Consider the following 21,837-nt stretch of genomic DNA (forward strand, 5'->3'; position numbering starts at 1 on the left):
TTTAAAAGATTCTATTCTATCTAAAAGCACATTAATAAAGTACTTCTTTGCTGGCTATTGCTATTTTACATTTGAATTATTAGATGCAGTAGCATATAATCCTATCAAAGCTCCTGTAAATCCGCCTGCAACATTTGTGGAAAGAATGTCTCCTGAAACTGGGTTTCCAAGGTTCTGAAAATCAACACCGTTTAAAGCATAGCTAAACTGGTAATTGTCTCCTTCGGCTTTTACTTGCAGACGTAAAGTTCCTTTGATTTCTATTTTTGCGCTTGAAATAATTTCTGATTGTCCTTTTTCAGTTCTTTCTAAAAGTACATAAGTATCTTTTCCTTTTTTAGTTACACCAAAAACATAGTTGTACTGTTCATTTTGCAGACACACGATTCCTGCCAGATCATTTTCAGATTCTGGTTTATACTCTAATCCTGTTGAAAAAGTAAAAGTATTGTGCTGCTGTCTGTAAAATAAGGTAGACGTTGGTTTTAATTCTTTGATGTTTACCGGAAACGGATTAATCTGCAATCCTTTTTTAACCACAGAAATAAATTTTTCTCTTGGACCTCTTAACCCGATCCATCTGTAATCTAATTTTTCTGAAGTAAAATTTTCTGTAAATGTAAAATTGCCATTAGGGAAAAATCCTTCTTTGCCCGTTTTATTTACCACACCGTTTGGCATTTTTAATTTTGGTCCCATTGGAACTAATCCATTTTCAAAAACAGGAAAAGTGCCAGACCAGTCTACTGGCAGCATAAATGTTTCGCGTCCTGCATTTACTCTATCTTTTTCATTTGGACGAATTCCTAAAAATACACCATAATATTTGTTATCTGGCCCAAGTACCAAATCGGCGTGTCCTGCCCAATCTACTTTGTTTGGCCTGTTTTGAGGAAAATATCTCTGGGTTAAAATTGGGTTATTAGAAGATGGTTTAAAAGGCCCCTTTGGACTATCGCTAATAAAAACAACTTCGCTGTGGTTTCCTCCTGTACCACCTTCGGCACACATCAAATAATAATGATTGTCTTTTTTATACAAATGAGGCGCTTCAATCCAAATTGGTTTTTTAGAAAGATCGACACCACCATCTACTATAATTTTATCTGTACCTGGAATTACTTGATCTTTTTCCAAATCATATTCCCAAACCTTAATTACACGGTGTCCGTTATACAATTCCTTTCCTTTATCAGGAGCATCGTTATGAACAACATAACCTTTTCCATTATCATCGAAGAAAATAGATGGATCAATTCCGTTAAACGCTAATTTAATTGGGCTTCCCCAGCCTTTTTTAGGATCTTTAGTTTTTACAATGATATTACCTAAACCGCCTGTAAAAGCAGTAACAATCATATAGAAGGTATCATTGTGAGGATTATAAGTAATTCCCGGTGCGTAAACACCTGCACTGATTCCTGTATCGTGAGGGTTAAATTCTGAAACGTTATTTAATACTCCTCCTAAATCGGTCCAGTTTACTAAATCTTTAGAATGAAAAATTGGCACTCCTGGAAACATGGCAAATGAAGAGCATACCATATAAAAATCGTCTCCTTTTCTAGTAATGGCAGGATCAGGATAGCATCCTTGAAGAATAGGAGAATAAAACTCATCTTCTTTTAACGGATTGTTTTTATAAATTTGATCATCTCCTTTATAGATGACGTTCGAAAAAATTGGAGCTTTCCCGTTTTTCTTTTTCGAACTGCTTTCTTGAGCCTGTAAATTTGCAAAACTTAGCAGCAAAGATGCCATTAATAAAAATGTCTTTTTCTTGTTCATTATATTGTTATTTAAAGAAATATTTTGAAAATACAATAAAAAGCCGAGAGCATTACTCTCGGCTCTAATTCAAACTAACTTAAACCGTAACAGAAGTCATTTATAAAATTAATACTATTAGGAATGTTAGTTTTTAAAAAAATGAGAATTTAGTACCCTGGATTCTGATAAGTTGCTTTTTCATCAGCAGACATTTCCATTCCGTCAATCTGTCCTTGCGGAATCGGTCTTAGGTAATGGTGCGGGTCAATTGTTCTGGTCACTACTTCAGGTGTGTGTTGTCCATAGTTAGATCCTCCGATAGAGTATTTCCCCGCAATTTCATTCCATTTTTGTGTTCTCACTAAATCATACCAGCGGTAACCTTCTCCAAAAAATTCACGTGAACGTTCTGCAAGAATGTAGTTAATATCAATTACAGCTGGAGTCGCATTGGTCATAGCAGTACTATTATCCTGTATTTTAGCTGTATTTCCATTATTGTCCCATTTCCATTTTCCTGCTCTGGCTCTTAGCACATTTACAAGAGATCTGGCACTCCATGATCCTGTAGCTCCTTTAACAGCTGCTTCTGCTGCAACAAGGTATAATTCAGAGAATTTTGCCACTGGGAAAGGTCTTGTGCTTCCTGCATTAGGTTGGCCTAGTCCGCCTGCATTGTCTGTTCTGTATGGTCCAAGTTTCCAGAAACCTGGGTATACAATTCTGCTAATGCCTTTTGGAGAAATTACATAATCTGCTCTTCCTGGCAATACTCCTGCACCTACTCCGCTGTCTCCTTGTCCAGAAGGATAAGTTATGGCTGTTGCAGGCTCATCATTAAGGAAAGTTAAAACAGCATCTCCCGGTTTAATTGTCAAGCCATTAGCATTAGTTAAAGTAGCAACGCCTGTTAGACCTGTTCCTGTAAGATTCCAATTTCCTCTAAAAACAGTTGTGAATGTTCCATCGTATCTAGAATCGTTGGTTTTATCAGCAAAAGTGTTGGTAAAAACTTCGATTGGCGGCGCCATTCTTGTCCACGGACGTCCTAGGAATTGGTTTGCTTCTCTTTGAACTGAAGATACCGCAGCAGTTCCGTTTTTACTTCTAATAGCAGTATAGTTCCAAGTCACCATCCAGCCTGAAAAGTTGTCCGGGGCACCACCGCTACCATAAGTAAGGCTGGCTCCATTATAATATTCGCTTTCCTGTGTATGATCTGCATAAAGCATTACTTCTTTGTTTCTGTCATTTGCCCCCGCATTCACATCATAATAAGAGTCTAATAACCCATAAGAACCCGGATTATTTATTCCCTCAACAGCCAAGTCATAGGCTTTCTGAAAATACCATTGCGCATCATGCCCATCAGGATCTGTTCTTGGAGCATCTGGATAAGTTGGTATATTGTTAGGATTTTGCAACCACCAAGCATACGTTAGGTAAGCTTTGGCCAAAAACAAACGTGCTACCGTTTTGGTCACCGTACCAGTCAATCTCGGCGCATCAGGAAGATCTTTGACCGCTGTAACCAAATCCGGAAAAATGGCTTTTGTATATACTTCAGGAACTGTGTTACGTTTAGAATATCTTGATGGTTTACTGTTGAACTTTAATTCTCCAGCTCCTAAATCTAGCGGTACACCTCCAAAAGTCTGCACAAGCAAGAAATAATCAAATCCTCTGAAAAATTTCGATTCGGCAATTAAACTGTTGGCAACTCCAACGGCTGCACCATTTTCTATAATACCGCTAGCCGTATTAATATCATAATAAGAGTTATTCCATAAAACATCCGAACGGCTTGAAGTTGGATTAATAATACCTACTCCAGATAAATCGTGATCCTTAAAGTTTCCATCTGCACTCTGCGCATAAGTTGCTTCATCTGTACCTGTTTGGCAGGCATTATAAAAATAAGCCTGTCCGTAAATCCAGCGCAAGTGTGCGTAATGAGAAGTTAATCCCTGTTTAACTCCCTGCTCTGTTTTAAAGTAGCCAGGTTCATAAAAGTCATGAGGTTTTTCTTCTAATATATCAGAACAGCCAGCTAAGGAGAATAAAACCGCTGACCCTATAATTAAATTTTTAAAAATATATCGTTTCATGTCTTCGTCAGATTAAAATGTTAAATTAAGCCCAAATAAATAATTTCTGGTAGTAGGCGTATTGGTACCGATAACCGAAAATCTTCTCTGATAAGAGGCAACAGCCTGATTTTCGTCTCCAAATGAATTCGTTTCAGGATCCATTCCAGATTTATCATGATATGGAGAAAATAAAACAAACGGATTCTGTGCTGTGAAATATAATCTCAATTTGTCGATTCCTAAATTTCTTGTAAAGTCCTGATCTATAGTATATCCTAGAGTAAGCGCTCTAATTTTAACATAAGAAGCGTCAAAATACCCCATAGTCGACATGTACTTCGGATTATCACCGCTTCTGATACCTCTTGGGTTAGGGAATTCTGCATCTCTATTATCAGGAGTCCAATAATCTACATCAACATTACTTCTACGTCCGTTTAACAAGTTCATATAACTTGCTCCTCCATAAAGTGTACTAATTAACACTCCGCCACTTTTAAATGCTCCAACTAAATTAAAATCAAATCCTTTATAAGTTACGTTACTGTTGAAACCTCCTTGAAAGTCTGGATCTGTTTCAATAATCTGGCGATCACTCGCATTTATAGCACGTGTTGGAGAACCATCTGCGTTATAATCTCCTGTATATTTCACTTTAATAGATCCTACAACGGTTCCCTGCTGGTTAATTCCTGTTGGCCCTGGCTCATAAATTGACATATACGGATCTCCTTCTTGCCAGATTCCCACTTTTTGATAATCATAAATAGAGTTAATGTTATATCCAACAAACCAGTTGTTGGCTTCATCGCGGCTAGCTCCAGAAGCTAGAGCCACCAGCTTGTTTTCGTTTTTGTAGAAGTTAACTCCCACAGTCCAAGTCACACCTTTAGGATTATCTAAAATAACGCCGTTTAATGAGATCTCATAACCTTTATTCTGTGTTTCTCCCACATTGGCTACATAACTGTTTACACCAGATGTTGCTGGAAGTCCTACACGTTGCAATAGATTTTTTGTATTGGTTTTATAATATTCAACTGTGCCTGATAAACGATTGTTGAAGAATCCGAAATCTAAACCATAGTTCCATGTTGTTGAAAACTCCCATCCTAAATTAGGGTTTGGCAATTCTGTTACATATACACCAGTCGAATTAGTGCTTCCAAAATTGTAAGGTCTTGTACTTAAAGCTCCTAAAGTTGCATACGGAGATACTGCTTGATTGGATGTTTCTCCATATCCTGCTCTCAGTTTCAATAAACTAATAGAACTCACATTTTTAAGGAAAGACTCATTAGAAAGTGTCCATCCTGCTGAAACTGCTGGATAAGTCACCCATTTGTTTCCTGGAGAAAGTCTTGAAGAACCATCAGAACGAACAGTTCCCGAAATGAAATAGCGATTATCATAAGAATACATCAACCTTGCCATGTAAGACGTTAATCCCCATTGTGTATAATCCTGATCGGCTGGATTGATAACAGCTTCTTCCTCACTCTGTCCTAAATTATAAAATTGGAAGGCATCGGAAGTAATACCATTTCTAGTCACTCTTGAACTCTGTCCTGTATATTGCTCATTTGAATACAATCCCACAAAATTTATCGTGTGTTTCTGTGCAAAAGTTTTATCGTACGTTAGTAAATTCTCTAAAAGCCATTGCGTAGACCAACCGTTTGTGATTGCCGCATTAGAAAGTGTTGTTGGGTTTACATCAAATACTCCCTGACCTTCATAATATCCAGCATTTGATGTGCGGAAATTTAAACCTGTATTCAGTCTGTATTTTAAACCTTCAACCCCCGGAATTTTTACTTCTGCAAAAATATTATTGTACGAACTGAAAGCTCTGTTTAGGTTTACATAACCATCTCCTAAATTTTTAATGGATTGTCTTGTATAAACCCATTGGTCATCTGCAGCCATACTAACTGTTCTTTTCAAAGAACCATCTGCATTGTACGGATTTGCAAGTGGTGAAGTCTGCAAAATAGTTCCCGTTCCTATATTATCGCCATTCGTAATCGTGTAATTGCTATTGGTATTAAATCCTAAGCGGATAGATCTGTTGATCTGCTGATCTAAACCTGCTCTCAGACTAAAACGCTCGTAGCTTTGGCCAGGAAGTACAGACTCTTCTTTATAATAGCCTAAACCTGCGTTGTAAGCTCCAGTTTCGGTTCCTCCAGAAACGCTTATATCGTGGCTGATCATTTCTCCTGAACCATATAGTGAATCCTGCCAGTCTGTATTTACATTTCTTTTCTCATCAACCCCATCTGCATAAAGACCTGCATAGTCACGCAAAGCCGCAAATTTCTGTCCATCCATCATAGGATATTTAGACCACGCCTGTTTGATACCGCTGAAACCATTGTATGTAAATGTTGCTTTCTGATTTTTTTTCCCTCTTAAAGTAGTAACCAAGATTACACCATTTGCTCCTCTCGAACCATAGATCGCAGTCGCAGAAGCATCTTTTAAAATGTCGACAGACTTAATATCTGAAGGATTTATATCTCCAATTGATCCTGCAAATGGCACTCCATCCAATACCACCAACGGATCGTTACTTCCTGTTAATGATCTAGTTCCTCGTATTCTGATCTGCATTGCTGCTCCAGGTTTTGAAGAAGTCTGAGTCATTTCGACTCCAGGAAGTCTTCCTTGAAGCGCTTGGGTAATATTGGCTGCTGGAACCTCGTTCAATTCCTTGCCACCAAGAGAAGCAACAGATCCTGTAACCGCTTCTTTAATTTGTGTACCGTATCCGATTACCACAACTTCTTTTAAGTTATTGGCATCTTCTTCAAGTGTTACATTAATATTTTTCTGTCCGTTTACAGCTACTTCTTTGCTTTTTAATCCGATGAAACTAAAAATAAGTACTCCGTTTGCCGGTACATTTATAGAATAAGTACCATCAAAACTGGTGCTTACACCGTTTTTGGCTCCTTTTAAATTAACATTAGCCCCCGGAATCGGGCCGCTAGCATCAGTTACCGTTCCTGTAACTGTTGTCTGTGCTTTAGATTGAAATGAAAACGCAAACATCAGCATAAAAAAACATAAACATTTTAAATGTCTCTGTTTACTTGCAGTAAAGTGGTTAGTCATAAAAATTGATTTAATTATTAATTGGTTTTTGTTAGTAAGTTTTCCAACTTATATATAGGTGTAAAAAACACCACTACAGATAAGTGTATTTATTACAAATATAGAAAACAATTTTTCACACACAATCGGTTGTGTAAATTATTTTTTATCGAATAAGAAAAAAAAGGCTAAAAAAAAGATGTTTATCGTATAATTAACTATAAAATATTGGATATAAATCAAAATTAACTACAACGTTATAGCAATATTTAGGAATAATATTAGGATTACGCAATATTCTTAAAGAAACCATAAAATTGAAGTTTTTATGCTTTTTTTCTGTGACTTAAAAACTTTGTAATAGCTGTAATTACTTAGGCTTATGAATTTTACAGTTAAATATTACAATTTTTAAAATCGACCCATTGTATAGGAAATACAAAAACATAAAGCAATCGATTGCTTATTGAAAACTCAAAATTGAGAGGAAAACTTAAGAAGGGAAAAAGGCTAAAATGGAATAACGTTTAAGTGATTTTAGACTCCACTTATATAATTAAGGAAAGAACAAATTTATCTTTCAAAATAAAAACGTTCTTGAACTATCAGAAAAGATATTTGAAAAGGAATTTAGTCTAAAGCCAATCTATCAAAAAATGAAATTAAATTTTGCATTCCAACTTACCTCATCTTTTGGAACATTTAGGCTGTAAAATTGAGCTGCTCGATAAGATACTCCTTCTTCTTTTTCATCTAAACTGCACACCAATCTTCTTTGCAAAATCTTTCTTCTAAAATTTACTTTGTTGATTTTCATTCCTAAAATTTCCTCATACAATTTGACAACTTGGAGCAAAGTAAATTTTTCCGCCAAAAGATTAAAGCCCACTGCACTGCAGCATATATTTTTTTTCAGCTCCTTAAGGCTAAAATCTAAAATTGTTCTGTCGCTGCTCTCTAAATAAGTAGCATTATTTGCTTCTATCCAAATTACATCAGAATTTAAGTCTTCCTCCTCAATTGCATTTTCTTTTCTCACCATTGCATAATAGACAATTGAAATATTTTCTTGTAATGGAGAATGATGGCCAAATGCTTTTAATTGATCCAAAAAGAAATCATCTGAAGAAATATGTTTTTTTAATATTTCTTGTGCCGTTTGTAGCATTGGCTTTCCAGCTAAGCCTGCACTAGGCAATTTCCATTTAAAGCCGTTAAGACTAGTTTCATTTTTAACCAGGAGAACTTTTAGTTTTTTCTCCTCAAAACAGAATATCACACAGTTTATTTCGATCTTACTTTCATGATGTGGATTCTGGCAAATTCTCTCCTCTGATTCTTCTTTTTCCATAGAAAATAAAATTAAAATTATTCTTAATCGACCAGTCTTCTTATTCCGTGAGGATACGCCTTTTGACAGCCTGGAATCATGGTAGAACAGATCCCATACGCATCGACATCGCAGATCGAGATTAAATTTTCACTTAAAAACAATCGGTTGTGTAAAATTATGCAAAAAAATGTATTATGCAAATTTAGTTCACTTTATTTAAAGAGTTTTTAAAATAACAACCGATTGTATATAGTTTTGGTAATTACATTTTTCTCTGTAGTTTTTTAAATCAGGAAATTGATATTAAAGTGGACATAAAAAAAAACAGCTCTTGCATTTATGTGCAAGAGCTGTTTTTTTTATGAATAAGAAATTTAAACTTTTTTTGATGATTCACGAACAAGCACTTCTGTATTTAAGAAAGTAATTTCTTTTACTTCCTCTTCCTTATGAGACTCTATATTATCAATCACAATATTTGCCGCTGCTTTTCCCATTTTCTCTGCGGGATGCGTAATGGTTGAAATATTAGGTTCGATGATCTCCGAAATAGGGTCGTTATTAAAACCAATTACCGCAAAATCGTCGGGCACTTTAATGCCTCTCTTTTTGGCCGTCTGTACAGCACTAACAGCAAGAATGTCCCCTGGAGCAAAGAGTCCGTCTGGCGGGATTTTTAGGCCAAACAATTTGTTGCAGGCTTTAACGCCAGCATCGTAGGTCATGGCCTTCAGATTTATAATCAATTCTTCGTTTAAGGGTATGCCGTGTTCAGCCAAGGCATCAATATAACCTCTCTTTCTCTCGTTGTACAAATTGCCAAATTCTGCACCGGCGGTCATGTGTGCAATTCTCTTGCATCCTTGATCGATAAGATGTTTGGTTGCTTTATAACCCGCTGTATAATTATCGATTACCACTCTAAATGCATTAAAACCTTTAGGAACGCGGTCGACAAATACAAGAGGAATATTATTGTTTAAAAACTGTTCAAAATGCGAAGTGTCTTTTGTTTCCATAGCCAGCGAACAAATAACACCGCTTACTCTACTGCTATAAAGCGACTTTGCCATATTAACCTCCTCTGCATAAGAATCATGCGACTGCATAATAATGACTGAATAATTGGATTTTCTTGCTGCAACTTCAATACCGCTAATTAATGACGATAAGAAAGGTTGGGTTATCGTGGGAATCAAAACCCCAATTGTTTTAGATTTATTTCCTCTCAATCCTGCTGCCAAAGTATTTGGAACAAACCCCATTTCTTCGGCTGTTTTTTTAACTTTCCTAATGGTTTTGTCACTTATGCTATGATGGTCTTTTAATGCTCGTGAAATTGTAGATGTGGCTAGATTAAGTCTCTCCGCAATATCATAAATAGTTACATGTCTATGTTCTTCCATTACTATACAATTAGTCGTAAATATAATATAATTTTAAAATGAGTTATGCAGCTATGAATATTATTTTTACAACTATATTCATAAAATTTATTAATAAAAAATATAATGCGTAATTTTTGTCATAAAAAACAACAAATAAGATAATATAAAGTTATTTTTTTTTGATTAAAATTTCAAGTTATATATATTTTTCTTTTCTTTACGCAATCGGTTGTATCATTTTTTACAAGCAGTTCGAAAATTTGGTAAACTTCAAAATAAAAAAATCATTTCTTATGAAAACAAAAAATATAAAGTATTCTATTCTGATCTTATTCTCATTTTGGTGTTCAGCCCAAAATAAAGTAACTAAATATCCTTTTCAGAATACGGATCTTACTTTTGAAGAACGAGTCGAAAATTTAGTCAGCCAATTAACATTAGAAGAAAAAGTAGCGCAGATGCTAAATGCTGCACCCGCAATACCTCGCCTTGGAATTCCGGCTTATGATTGGTGGAACGAAACGTTGCATGGCGTAGCCAGAACTCCTTTTAAAACAACGGTTTTTCCGCAGGCTATTGCAATGGCAGCAACTTTTGACAAAAATTCACTTTTTAAAATGGCTGATTATTCTGCTCTAGAAGGTAGGGCAATCTACAATAAGGCCGTTGAGCTTAATAGAACCAATGAACGTTATCTTGGATTGACCTATTGGACTCCAAATATTAATATTTTTAGAGATCCAAGATGGGGCCGCGGACAAGAAACGTATGGCGAAGATCCGTATCTTACGGCAACTTTGGGCGATGCTTTTGTAAGAGGGCTTCAAGGTGACGATCCTAAATATTTAAAAGCCGCAGCTTGTGCAAAACACTACGCCATTCATAGCGGACCAGAATCTTTACGCCATACTTTTGATGTTGATGTAACACCATACGAACTTTGGGATACTTACCTGCCTGCTTTTAAAAAATTAGTAACCGGTTCTAATGTTGCAGGAGTTATGTGCGCGTACAATGCATTTAGAACGCAGCCTTGCTGTGCCAGCGATATTTTAATGACTGATATTCTTAGAAATCAATGGAAATTTACCGGATATGTAACATCTGACTGCTGGGCGATAGACGATTTTTTTAAAAACCATAAAACACATCCTGATGCAGAATCGGCGTCAGCAGATGCTGTGTATCACGGAACGGATGTAGATTGCGGAACTGATGCGTACAAATCTCTTGTGGCGGCTGTTAAAGACGGAAAAATTACTGAAAAACAAATCGATATTTCTGTAAAACGTCTTTTCATGATTCGCTTCAGACTAGGAATGTTTGATCCAGTTTCAATGGTGAAATATGCCCAAACTCCTTCTTCGGTTTTAGAATGCGATGCACACAAAGATCATGCTTTAAAAATGGCTCGACAGTCTATTGTATTGCTTAAAAATGACAAAAACACGTTACCATTGAGCAAAAAACTGAAAAAGATCGTAGTATTAGGTCCAAACGCTGATAATGCAATCTCTATTCTTGGAAATTATAACGGTACTCCATCAAAACTAACCACGGTTTTACAGGGAATAAAAGAAAAAGTAAGCCCAGAAACCGAAGTAGTTTATGAAAAAGCTATCAATTTTACTAATGATACCTTGCTGGTTTATAAAGATTTTAAGAACCGTTATTCTTATGAAGGAAAACAAGGCTTTAAGGCAGAATATTTTAACAACACCACACTATCTGGCAAACCTGAAACGACAAGAACAGAATCTGAAATCAATAATTTCTGGCAGGAAGGCGCCATGGTTACCCAAAATATAAAAGCCAATAATTTTTCGGCACGCTACACTACTAATTTTAAAGCGGATGAAAATGGTTTTATAAATTTCGAAATCCTTGCAGATGACGGATATAGATTTATAATTGATGGAAAAGAAGTTATAGATTCATGGGACAAAAACCGCTGGGGAGAAAAAACATATAAACTGCAAACCAAAAAAGATGCAGTTTACAAAATAGTGCTGGAATACTGGCAAGGAGAAGGAAAAGCAGAAGTATCTCTACAGACCGGAAATTTTGTAAAAACCGACTTCAATACTTTAATCGAGCGTCATAAAAATGCAGATGCCTTTATTTTTGCGGGAGGTATTTCACCTCAGCTTGAAGGAGAAGAAATGCCTGTGAATGCGCCTGGTTTTAATGGCGGAGACCGTACCTCTATTTTACTTCCAGAGGTGCAGACAAACCTTTTAAAAGCGCTTAAATCTTCTGGAAAACCAGTAGTTTTTCTGATGATGACAGGCAGCGCGATAGCAATACCTTGGGAAGCTGAAAATATTCCGGCAATACTCAATACTTGGTACGGAGGGCAATCTGCAGGAACAGCCTCTGCAGATGTTATTTTTGGAGATTACAATCCGGCGGGCAGGCTTCCTGTTACATTTTACAAAAATGATTCTGACTTGCCTTTGTTTACTGACTATAAAATGGATAATAAAACATATCGCTACTTTAAAGGCACTCCGCTTTATGGATTTGGGTATGGACTTAGTTATACCGAATTTAAATACAGTGGGTTAAAAACTCCGCTTAAAATAAAAAAAGGAAAGCCAATTACTGTATCTGTCAAAGTAACCAATACAGGAAAAATGGAAGGGGAAGAAGTTGCACAGCTGTATTTAATTAATCAAAATTCAGCAGTAAAAACACCATTAAAAGCGCTTAAAGGATTTGAAAGATTTAACTTGAAACCTGGCGAAAATACTATTGTTAACTTTAATCTTTCTCCTGAAGATCTCTCTTTTGTTACAGAAGACGGAAGCTTAAAACAGTTTGCCGGAAAAGTTCAAATTGCAATTGGAGGCTCTCAACCTGATGAAAAAAATCAAACCAAAAGCAATGTTGTAACCCAAATTGTAGAGATAGAAAATTAATAACTGAATAAAAACTTATAACATTAATTAAAACAAAAAACGGATGAGCGCTTAACACTCATCCGTTTTTTGTTTAATCGCAAAGGAAACTGACTGCTCCCAATAAGGCCGCAACTTCATTATCATTTGAAATGGAAACCTCAACTTTCAATCCTGATTCCTGAATTGTTTTATTGAATGCGGATAAAAACAAATCGCTCGCATTGGCAATTTTTCCACCAATAATAATATGATCTGCCGTAAAGTTTTTAATCCACGGAATAACAACTGCCGCTAAGTCCTCTCCCATTCTTTCAAATACTTGAATCGCTAACTGATCGCCGTTTTTTGCTAGATTATACAATTCTAAGCCATTCTGCAGCTCAATTCCGTTTAAGGATTTGTAATGTGATAAAAGACCTCTTACGGAAACATAATCTTCTGCAATGCCATCTTGATAAGGCAGATTGTAAATTTCTCCATCGGCAGGAACAGAATTTCCTGAACTTATTGAGACTCCTTTATCAATAAAACAAGCTCCAAGTCCTGTGCCTAGAGTTACCGCCATTACTTTTTTAGAAAGATTTTCTTGCTGTTTAAAAACTTCTCCTTTTCCAAAACAAACGGCATCATTTTCAAAAAGAACAGGAAAATCCGCTGAAAAACCAAGCGTTTCCAAAAGCAGCTCTCTAATGTTTAATCCGTAAAAATGTTCGTATTTAGACTGGTCTTTAATCCAGCAGATGCCATTTTTATAGTCAAATGGTCCTGGCATGCAAACCGCTATTCCGGTAATATCTTTTATTTTAGAATTTTCGATTGAAGTGCAGATTACTTTTTTCCAGATATTCATGACCTGATCTGTAGGCAAATTCGAATCAAAAGATTCTTTACAGAGCGAAAAGTCCAAAACTTTCATATCTGTTTTATTAATTACCGCAGCGGTAATATGCGTTCCTCCTATATCCAGCCCAATGGCGTGTGATGTATTCATTCTTACTTATTTAGCTTTTTTGTACTAGATATTTTTGTCTTTTAAAATTTGAGGATAATGAAGGCTCGTGTGCACAATCATTTCGCCAAAAAGTGTATTGGCCCAAGCAAACCATTTGCGGGTAAACTTGTTGACATCGTCTTTATGAAATGATTCGTGCATGAATCCAGTATCGGCATTGGTTTTAATTAAATTGCTAATGCAGGCTTTTATTTCTTTTTCATCTACACTTGTAATCGCCCTTAAAACAATACTCATGGGCCAGATTGTATCGACTCCAGTATGCGGACCACCAATACCTTCTCCTGCTTTTCCTTTATAGAAAAACGGATTGTTTTCTGATAATACCACTTTTCTTGTATTGAGATATAATGGATCGTCTGGAGCAATAGCGCCTAAATAAGGCAATGATAATAACGAAGGCACATTGGCATCGTCCATCATGTGGAAACTGCCATATCCGTTGACTTCAAAGGCAATAATTTTTCCGAATTTTGGATGATTGATGATTCCGTGTTCGTTTAAACCTTTTTGCACCTGATCTCTTAATTCTGTCGCTTTTTCAACCAGATCATTGTCTTTTAAAGCAGGAAGAGAGAAAATCTCGATCAAATAACCTAGTACTTCAATAGCAAACATATTACTCGGAATCAAATAACCGAACAAAGTAGAATCATCGCTTGGTCTGAAAGTCGAAACAATCAATCCGCAAGGTTTCACTGGATAACCGTAACCGCCTAACGGAACTCCGTCTGTAGCCCAAGCCGTTTGACGCTGAAAACTGTAAGGTCCGCCTTTTCCATCTAATCTTTGCTGTTCTTTAAAAGTCTGTAGCACTAAAAGCATGGCTTCTTTCCATTTTGCATCAAACAAACTGATGTCTCCTGTTTCTTTCCAATAACCGTGCGCTAATCGAACTGGATAGCACAAACTGTCGATTTCCCATTTTCTTTCATGAATTCCAGGCTGCATTTTGGTAAGGTCGTTTTTCCATTCGCTTTCCTTCGTAAAATCTTTATAAAAGGCATTCGCATACGGATCTAGCAGAATACATTTCGCTTGACGATTAATAACTCCTTTTACCAATTCTGCCAGTTTTGGATCTTCTTTTACAAACGGGATATACGGCCAAATCTGCGCTGTACTGTCTCTCAGCCACATGGCATCGATATCTCCTGTAATTACATACGTATCTGGTTTTCCGTCAATAATTTCAAAATCAACTGTCGTGTCTAATGTATTAGGAAAACAGTTTTCGAATATCCAAGCCAATTCAGGATTAGCGATTTGTTTTTTAATGCGTACGATAGCAGCTTCAATTGCTTTGCTTGTAAATTTTCTTTCGCCAACAGGAGGCCTTTTCGAAACAAAATCTTTTAGCGGCAACTGAAAAGTGTCTGAATTAAACCCGAAAGCTTCTGTTTGGAGTGCTAATAATCCTGCTGAAAAAATGCCTGCGTTTCTTATAAATTTTCTACGTGACTGCATATCTTTTTATTTTGAAGTTGAATAAGAATATGGGTATGCTTCTTTTGTTGTGCCTCTTTTTAAATTAGGAGAACTAGTCATCTCAAAATTTAACTCTCCGCCTTTTAATACATCAAAATGATTGATATAATTTTTGGTATAAAGCGTATTATCCCATTTTAATTCGTTTACATATCTGCTGATTTCTGAATTATTTGGCGCATTAATAATCAGCTGTTTCCCATTTTCTAATTGTAAGGTTGCTTTCTTAAACAATGGCGCTCCCAGAACGTATTCTTCTGTTGCTGGACACACGGGATAAAATCCCATAGCCGAAAATATATACCATGCAGAAGTCTGGCCGTTATCTTCGTCTCCGCAATAGCCATCTGGAGTTGGTTTGTACAAACGGTTCATCACTTCTCTAGACCAATATTGCGTTTTCCAAGGCTCTCCCCCATAATTGTACAAATAAATCATGTGTTGGATAGGTTGGTTTCCATGAGCATATTGTCCCATATTCATAATCTGCATTTCACGGATTTCGTGAATAACAGATCCGTAATAACTATCATCAAAAACTGGAGGCGTTGTAAATACAGCATCTAATTTTGCTGTAAAATTTTTCTCTCCACCCATCAAATCGATCAAACCTTGAATGTCATGAAAAACACTCCAGCTGTAATGCCAGCTGTTTCCTTCGGTGAAAGCGTCACCCCATTTAAACGGATTAAAATGGGCTGGAAAACTGCCGTCTTTATTTCTGCCGCTCATTAATCCAACAGAAGGATTGTAGAGATTTTTATAATTCATCATTCGCTTTTCGAGCAGATTGATTTCTTTTTTAGGACGGTCTAATGCTTTTGCTAATTTCCAGATTGCAAAATCATCATAAGCGTATTCCAGAGTTCTGGCTGCATTTTCGTTAATTTTTACATCATACGGCACATATCCTAAAGTGTTGTAATATTTAACTCCTTTTCGTCCCACTGCATCCATTGGCCCTTCATTATTGGCTCCGTGCTGTAAGGCTTCGTACAAAGTATTAATGTCGTAACCGCGAAGTCCTTTCATATAAGCATCTGAAACGACAGAAGCAGAATTATTTCCAACCATTACATTTCTAAAGCCAGGACTTGACCATTCTGGCAGAAATCCGCCTTCTTTATAATCGTTTATTAATGCTTCCTGCATTTCTTTGTTTATTGAAGGATAAACCAGATTTAACAAAGGATACAAAGCGCGAAAAGTATCCCAAAATCCGGTTCCTGCGTACATGTAACCCGGAAGTACTTTTCCGTTATACGGACTATAATGCACTATATCTCCATCTTTATTGATTTCGTATTGTTTTTGAGGAAAACAAACGGTACGGTATAAGCAAGAATAAAAAGTTTTTAACTGGTCTACATTCGTATCTTCAACAGTTATTTTTCCTAAAACTTTATTCCATTCTGCTTTAGATTGGGCAACAGTTTCTTCAAAAGAAGCGGTGCCGAGTTCGTTTTTTAAATTCAATTCAGCTTGCTCAAAACTTATAAAAGACGATGCTATTTTGACATTTACTTTTTCTCCTTTATTCGTTTTAAATCCTACTACAGCACCCGCATGACCAGCAGTTAATTCTAACTTTCCTTTTTCTAAAGTAGTATCACTAAAGGTAGAATTGGTTAAAAACGGCTTATCAAAATACAAGACAAAATAGTTTTTAAAATTATCTGGAACACCGCCGCTATTACGGGTCGTGTATCCTATAATTTTATTTTCTGATGGAATAATTTTAATATAAGATCCTTTATTAAAAGCATCAATTACAATATAAGAATGTTCGTTTTCTGGAAAAGTAATCTGAAAATGAGCGGCTCTTTCTGTTGTAGTAATTTCGGTTGTAACGTCATGATCAGCCAAATAAACGCTGTAATAATACGGTTTTGAAACTTCTGCTTTATGGCTGAACCAGCTTGCGCGATCGTCTTCGGCGAAAGCCAATTTACCTGTAACAGGCATAATCGAAAACTGTCCGTAATCGTTCATCCAAGGCGAAGGCTGATGCGTTTGTTTAAATCCTCTAATTTTCTCGGCTGTATACGTATAAGCCCAGCCATCGCCCATTTTTCCCGTTTGAGGCGTCCAGAAATTCATTCCCCACGGTCTGCAGATTGCCGGATACGTATTTCCATTCGAGAGATTATGCAGCGATTGCGTTCCCATCAAAGGATTTACGTACTCTACAGGATCTACCGTTTTTACCTGTGCATTTAAAAAAAAGCAGGACTGTAATATTCCTAAAAAAATTAAACTCTTTATTTTCATATTTTTTGCTTTATGCTTTAAGCCGTAAGCTTTAAGCTTTTAATCTTTGTCTAAATACATACAAGGAAATCTAAAATCAGAAATCTTAAATTATTGAGGTCTATCTTCCTTTTTAACTCCCCAAGTTGCTGATGGTTTGTTTCCCATATACAGTTTTAATTCTCCACCTTTTACAATCATATCTTGTGTGATGTACGATTTTGTATATGGTTTTCCGTTGTATTCTGCTTTTTGGATGTAGATATTTGAAGCGCTGTTGTTAACCGCATTTATCGTAAAAGAAATATCTTTTGTGTGATGAATTATGGCTTTGTTTACTAGCGGACTTCCTAAAACATAAATTCCATTTGCGGGATTAACGGAATAGAATCCCATTGAAGACAGAATATACCAAGCCGACATTTGTCCTAAATCTTCATTACCGCATAATCCGTCTGGTTTTGTAGAATAAAATTTATCATCGATTTCACGAATTAATTTTGCTGTTTTCCAAGGCTGTCCTGCATACGCATACAAATACGGAATGTGATGGTTAGGTTCGTTTCCGTGAGCATATTGACCAATTAAACCACTAATATCTGGCGAAACATCTTCGCCTTCTACTTTATCTGTCAGTAAGAAAAGTGAATCGAGTTTAGCAATAAATTTTTCTTCGCTTCCAAATAAATCAATTAAACCGTACGGATCCTGAGGTACCAGCCAAGTGTATTGCCAAGCATTTCCTTCAACATAATCGTCTTTACGGTGCGCTGATGAAAGCGGATTAAATGGTGTTCTCCAATTTCCGTTTGTCAATTTGCCACGCATAAAAGTGGTTTCTTTATCGAAATACTGTTTGTATAAATTGGCTCTTTTGGTAAAATAATTATAGTCGTCTGTTTTGTTTAAAGATTTCGCCATCAAAGCAATACAATAATCATCGATTGCATATTCTAAAGCATTTCCAACAGATTCTAATAATTTATCCGCTGGGATATATTCTAGTTTTTGAACATAATCCATACCGTCGCGCGTTTGCATCGCTGTTTTTTTGATGGCTTCGTAGGCTAAATTGATGTCATAATCACGATATCCTTTTAAGTAAGCATCAACAATAACGGCTATAGAATGGTTTCCGTTCATTGTATTGGTTTCGTTACCCATTAAATGCCAAACTGGTAATCTGCCTTGCTGCTCATAAATTGCTAGGAACGATTTTACAATATCATTGATTTTTTCTGGCTGCGTAATCGTGTATAATGGATGTAATCCTCTATAAGTATCCCAAAGCGAAAAAGTCGTGTAATTGGTAAAATTGGCTTTCTCGTAGACTTTTTTATCTGTTCCTCTGTAATCTCCATTAGCATCATTAAAAATAGAAGGCGCAAACATCGTATGATACAACGAAGTATAGAAAACTTTCATTGTTTTTTCATCTGCTTTAATCTGAACTTTATGGAGTTCTTTATTCCATTTGGAATCTGCTAATTTTACAATGGCGTCAAAATTCCAATCTGGAATTTCTGCTTTTATATTCGCAGATGCATTTTCTGTACTAACTGGCGAAATACCAACTTTTACCAGAATCTGTTTGTTTTTTAAGGTTTTAAAATCTAAAACGGCTTTTATTTTTAAGCCTTCTCCTTCTGTTCCTTCCACCACAGCTGTACTGTCATAAACCATCATATTGCTAATCGGTTCAGAGAATTCCATTGCAAAATAAATACGCTGATCTGCCGCCCAACCTGTAGAATAGCGATATCCTTCAATCTTAGTATCGCTAACTTTTTTAATGAACGTTTTTACAGGTCTATCCCAACCAATTCCGTCAGCAAGATCAATTAAAATATGTGAATCGTTTGTGTTTTCGAAAGTATATTTATGAAAACCAACTCTTTCGCTGGCCGTTAATTCGGCCTTGATTTTATATTTGTCTAATAAAACACTGTAATATCCAGGTTTGGTTATTTCATTTTTATGAGAGAAATACGATCCATAACCATTTTCCATATCCTCTTTCGTTCCCTTAGTCAAACCGACTTTTCCGCTTACTGGAAGTACCAAAATATCATTTAAATCGCCAATTCCGGTTCCGCTTAAATGTGTGTGGGTGAAACCTAAAATGGTATTGCTGGCATAGTTGTAACCGCTGCACCAATCCCAGCCCTCAAAAATATTTACTGGACCTAACTGCACCGCTCCAAAAGGAACATTTGCGCCCACAAATACGTGTCCATGACCTGCAGATCCGATAATTGGATCGACATACTGTGTGTAATTAACAGTATTCTCTATTTTCTTTTTTTGAGAAAATACAGCGCCGCAAAACAGATTAAAAATTAAAACTCCGCTAAAAATTAGTTTGCTGTTTATCATTTGTAATTTTTTATTTTTTTCGAATTCATAAGGAGACGCACTGCGGTGCGCCTCTACAGAAAACCTTTGTCACTTTGTTTCTCTGTACCTTTGAACCTCTTATTTATTTCTTTCTAAAACATCGAACAAAGAATAAATCTTAATCTCTGATTTTGTTATTTTTCTTTCAAACGAAATTGTTTTTTCTTCTCCCGCCGCTAAATCAAAATAATTGTCGCTCCATTTTCCTGTATATCCTTTGGCCGAAATGCAAATATATTTAGCAGCTTTTGCTGCTTTTAGAACAATTGCATTTCCTTTTATCTGCCAAGTTATTTTTGGATCTTCGAGTTTTAAATTTATCGGACGCGTTAAATCGATTTCTGGTTTTATATCATCTCTATACGCTTCTTTTATAGCGTACCAAGCTGCTTTCGGCTGCCGGTTCTCGTAATCAGTAATGCTCCAACTTGCAACTGGCCAACAGTCGTTTAGTTGCCATACTAAAGTTCCCATATTATAAGGCGCTTTCGAACGATGGATGCCCACAATATTTTTTATGGAATAATACTGCATGCACTGGCTCAAGTACGTGTAATCTTCCAAATTCATCGTTTTTATTTTAGATGGATCGATAAAATATTTTCCCAAATAGGAATCTAATTTTTCAAAACCTTTGCCTGCCTTTAAATGTAGTTTTAGTATATCAGAATATAAATGACGGTCTTCTGGCGATGTAAAACTTTCAACTGAAGCATAATTTGGCAAAGAAAGCATTCCGTATTCGCTCACAAAACGTCCTGTTTTGGTGTTAGCCTTTTCAATATCTTCCAATCCCCACCAGATTCCCCAATAATGGCTGTCTCCTTCGGTGATACTTTTGGCTTTTGACCAATGGTGTAACGGTGACGAACTTAAATACGGACGTTTATCATCTACTTCTTTTACCCATTTCGGGATGCTGTCATGAAACAAACGAGTGTAATCTTTCCACAAACGAATAGAATCTTGCTTGGAAATTTTAAAGCTTTTCATCCAGCCCCAATTTTTAAAGGCTTCATCAGCTTCGTTGTTTCCGCACCATAAAACGATGCTCGGATGATGGCGCAATCTTTTTACTTGGTACTGGACTTCTTTTTTTACATTATCAAAAAAAGCATCGTCTCCAGGAACCATTGTGCCTGCAAACATAAAATCCTGCCAAACGTTTATTCCGTATTTATCGCACAGGTCGTAGAAATAATCATCTTCGTAAACACCTCCGCCCCAAACGCGAAGCATATTCATATTGGACTCTTTTGCTAATGCAATTACTTTTTCATATTCTTTTTTGGTTACTCTCGAAAGAAAAGCATCAGACGGAATGTAATTGGCTCCTTTCATGTAAACCGGTTTTCCGTCAATTTTAAAATAAAAAGAGCGGCCCAAACTATCCCGTTCTTGTATTAGTTCGATCTTTCGATTTAGAACATACGGTTTCTCAGGAGTCTTTTCGTCATAAGCTTCTAATCGAGGAATTTTGGTAATGCCGCAAGTTGTAAATTTTGGTCCCCAATCCCAACCGAAATGATATTGGGCTTTGCGTACATAAGCACGCGGATTGTCTGGAATTACAAACGGGTAATCTTTTTTTGCCAGTGAATCGACAACATTTTGCGCCGATTGAAAAACGATCCTCAAATCGTTATTTCCTGATTTCAAGATTTTCTTGACCTCAACACGCCATTGGCGAAACATATTATCGGCTTTTAAAACCAACTGCTTATTGACGTAAACTGACGCATAAGTATCTAATCCGTCAAAAACTAATTCTGCATTTTTCTTTTTCAGCATGTTTGGTGTGACCTGAAAAGTGGTTTTATATTCCCAGTTTTTTCGATCAATCCATTGCAATTTTTCTTCGTTATCTCTGTAAAACGGATCTGGTATTAATTTGCTATTGAGCAAATCGGTATGAATTTCTCCTGGAACAGTAGCCGTATACCATTTTTGTGTTTTTTCTTCACGGTAAGTCCAATTGCTTTTTAAATCAATACTTTGCGCAAAAGCAATTGAAGTAAAACCTGTCAAAAACAGGCATCTTAGCCAATGAAGTTTTATTTGATAATTCATTCTACGGAGTATTCTATATTAATACCTTCTAAAATTA

General features: G+C 36.2%; 11 protein-coding genes. 1 reads left to right on the forward strand and 10 read right to left on the reverse strand.

The window, feature by feature from the left end; genetic code table 11:
* Window positions 1-60 precede the first annotated feature (60 nt).
* From J7574_RS20815 to J7574_RS20835, 5 genes are all read right to left on the reverse strand, one after another.
* Window positions 61-1,788, reverse strand: a complete 1,728-nt coding sequence (locus J7574_RS20815; RefSeq protein WP_290973380.1) for a glycoside hydrolase family 43 protein — start codon at window positions 1,786-1,788, stop codon at window positions 61-63.
* 149 nt (window positions 1,789-1,937) lie between these two features.
* Window positions 1,938-3,878 (reverse strand): RagB/SusD family nutrient uptake outer membrane protein, encoded by a 1,941-nt coding sequence (locus tag J7574_RS20820; protein WP_290973383.1) that lies wholly within the window; start codon window positions 3,876-3,878, stop codon window positions 1,938-1,940.
* A 12-nt stretch (window positions 3,879-3,890) separates the two neighbouring features.
* Complete coding sequence (locus tag J7574_RS20825) at window positions 3,891-6,980, reverse strand: TonB-dependent receptor (RefSeq protein ID WP_290973385.1); 3,090 nt, start codon at window positions 6,978-6,980, stop codon at window positions 3,891-3,893.
* 628 nt (window positions 6,981-7,608) lie between these two features.
* Window positions 7,609-8,310, reverse strand: coding sequence for an NUDIX hydrolase (locus J7574_RS20830; protein ID WP_290973388.1), 702 nt, complete (start codon window positions 8,308-8,310; stop codon window positions 7,609-7,611).
* Window positions 8,311-8,666: 356 nt separating this feature from the next.
* Window positions 8,667-9,698 (reverse strand): LacI family DNA-binding transcriptional regulator, encoded by a 1,032-nt coding sequence (locus tag J7574_RS20835; RefSeq protein WP_290973391.1) that lies wholly within the window; start codon window positions 9,696-9,698, stop codon window positions 8,667-8,669.
* 275 nt (window positions 9,699-9,973) lie between these two features.
* On the opposite strand from J7574_RS20835, the gene J7574_RS20840 reads away from it, so the two are divergent.
* Window positions 9,974-12,601, forward strand: coding sequence for a glycoside hydrolase family 3 C-terminal domain-containing protein (locus tag J7574_RS20840; protein WP_290973394.1), 2,628 nt, complete (start codon window positions 9,974-9,976; stop codon window positions 12,599-12,601).
* Window positions 12,602-12,674: 73 nt separating this feature from the next.
* On the opposite strand, the gene J7574_RS20845 is transcribed toward J7574_RS20840, so the two are convergent.
* From J7574_RS20845 to J7574_RS20865, 5 genes are all read right to left on the reverse strand, one after another.
* Entirely contained in the window at window positions 12,675-13,574 is a 900-nt protein-coding gene (locus J7574_RS20845) for an ROK family protein (RefSeq protein ID WP_290973397.1), read from the reverse strand.
* A 24-nt stretch (window positions 13,575-13,598) separates the two neighbouring features.
* Window positions 13,599-15,062, reverse strand: a complete 1,464-nt coding sequence (locus J7574_RS20850; RefSeq protein WP_290973400.1) for a glycoside hydrolase family 125 protein — start codon at window positions 15,060-15,062, stop codon at window positions 13,599-13,601.
* Between the two features lie 6 nt (window positions 15,063-15,068).
* On the reverse strand, window positions 15,069-17,354 hold the full coding sequence (locus J7574_RS20855) for a GH92 family glycosyl hydrolase (RefSeq protein WP_290973402.1): 2,286 nt from the start codon (window positions 17,352-17,354) through the stop codon (window positions 15,069-15,071).
* 90 nt (window positions 17,355-17,444) lie between these two features.
* Window positions 17,445-19,709 carry a GH92 family glycosyl hydrolase gene (locus tag J7574_RS20860; protein WP_290973404.1) on the reverse strand — a complete coding sequence of 755 codons (2,265 nt, stop codon included), beginning with the start codon at window positions 19,707-19,709 and terminating at the stop codon, window positions 17,445-17,447.
* Between the two features lie 99 nt (window positions 19,710-19,808).
* The gene (locus J7574_RS20865) at window positions 19,809-21,800 is read right to left on the reverse strand and encodes a glycoside hydrolase family 2 protein (RefSeq protein WP_290973406.1); all 1,992 of its coding nucleotides are present in this window, start codon (window positions 21,798-21,800) and stop codon (window positions 19,809-19,811) included.
* Window positions 21,801-21,837: the final 37 nt, after the last annotated feature.

The sequence above is a fragment of the Flavobacterium sp. genome (genome assembly GCF_017744675.1).
GTDB lineage: Bacteria > Bacteroidota > Bacteroidia > Flavobacteriales > Flavobacteriaceae > Flavobacterium.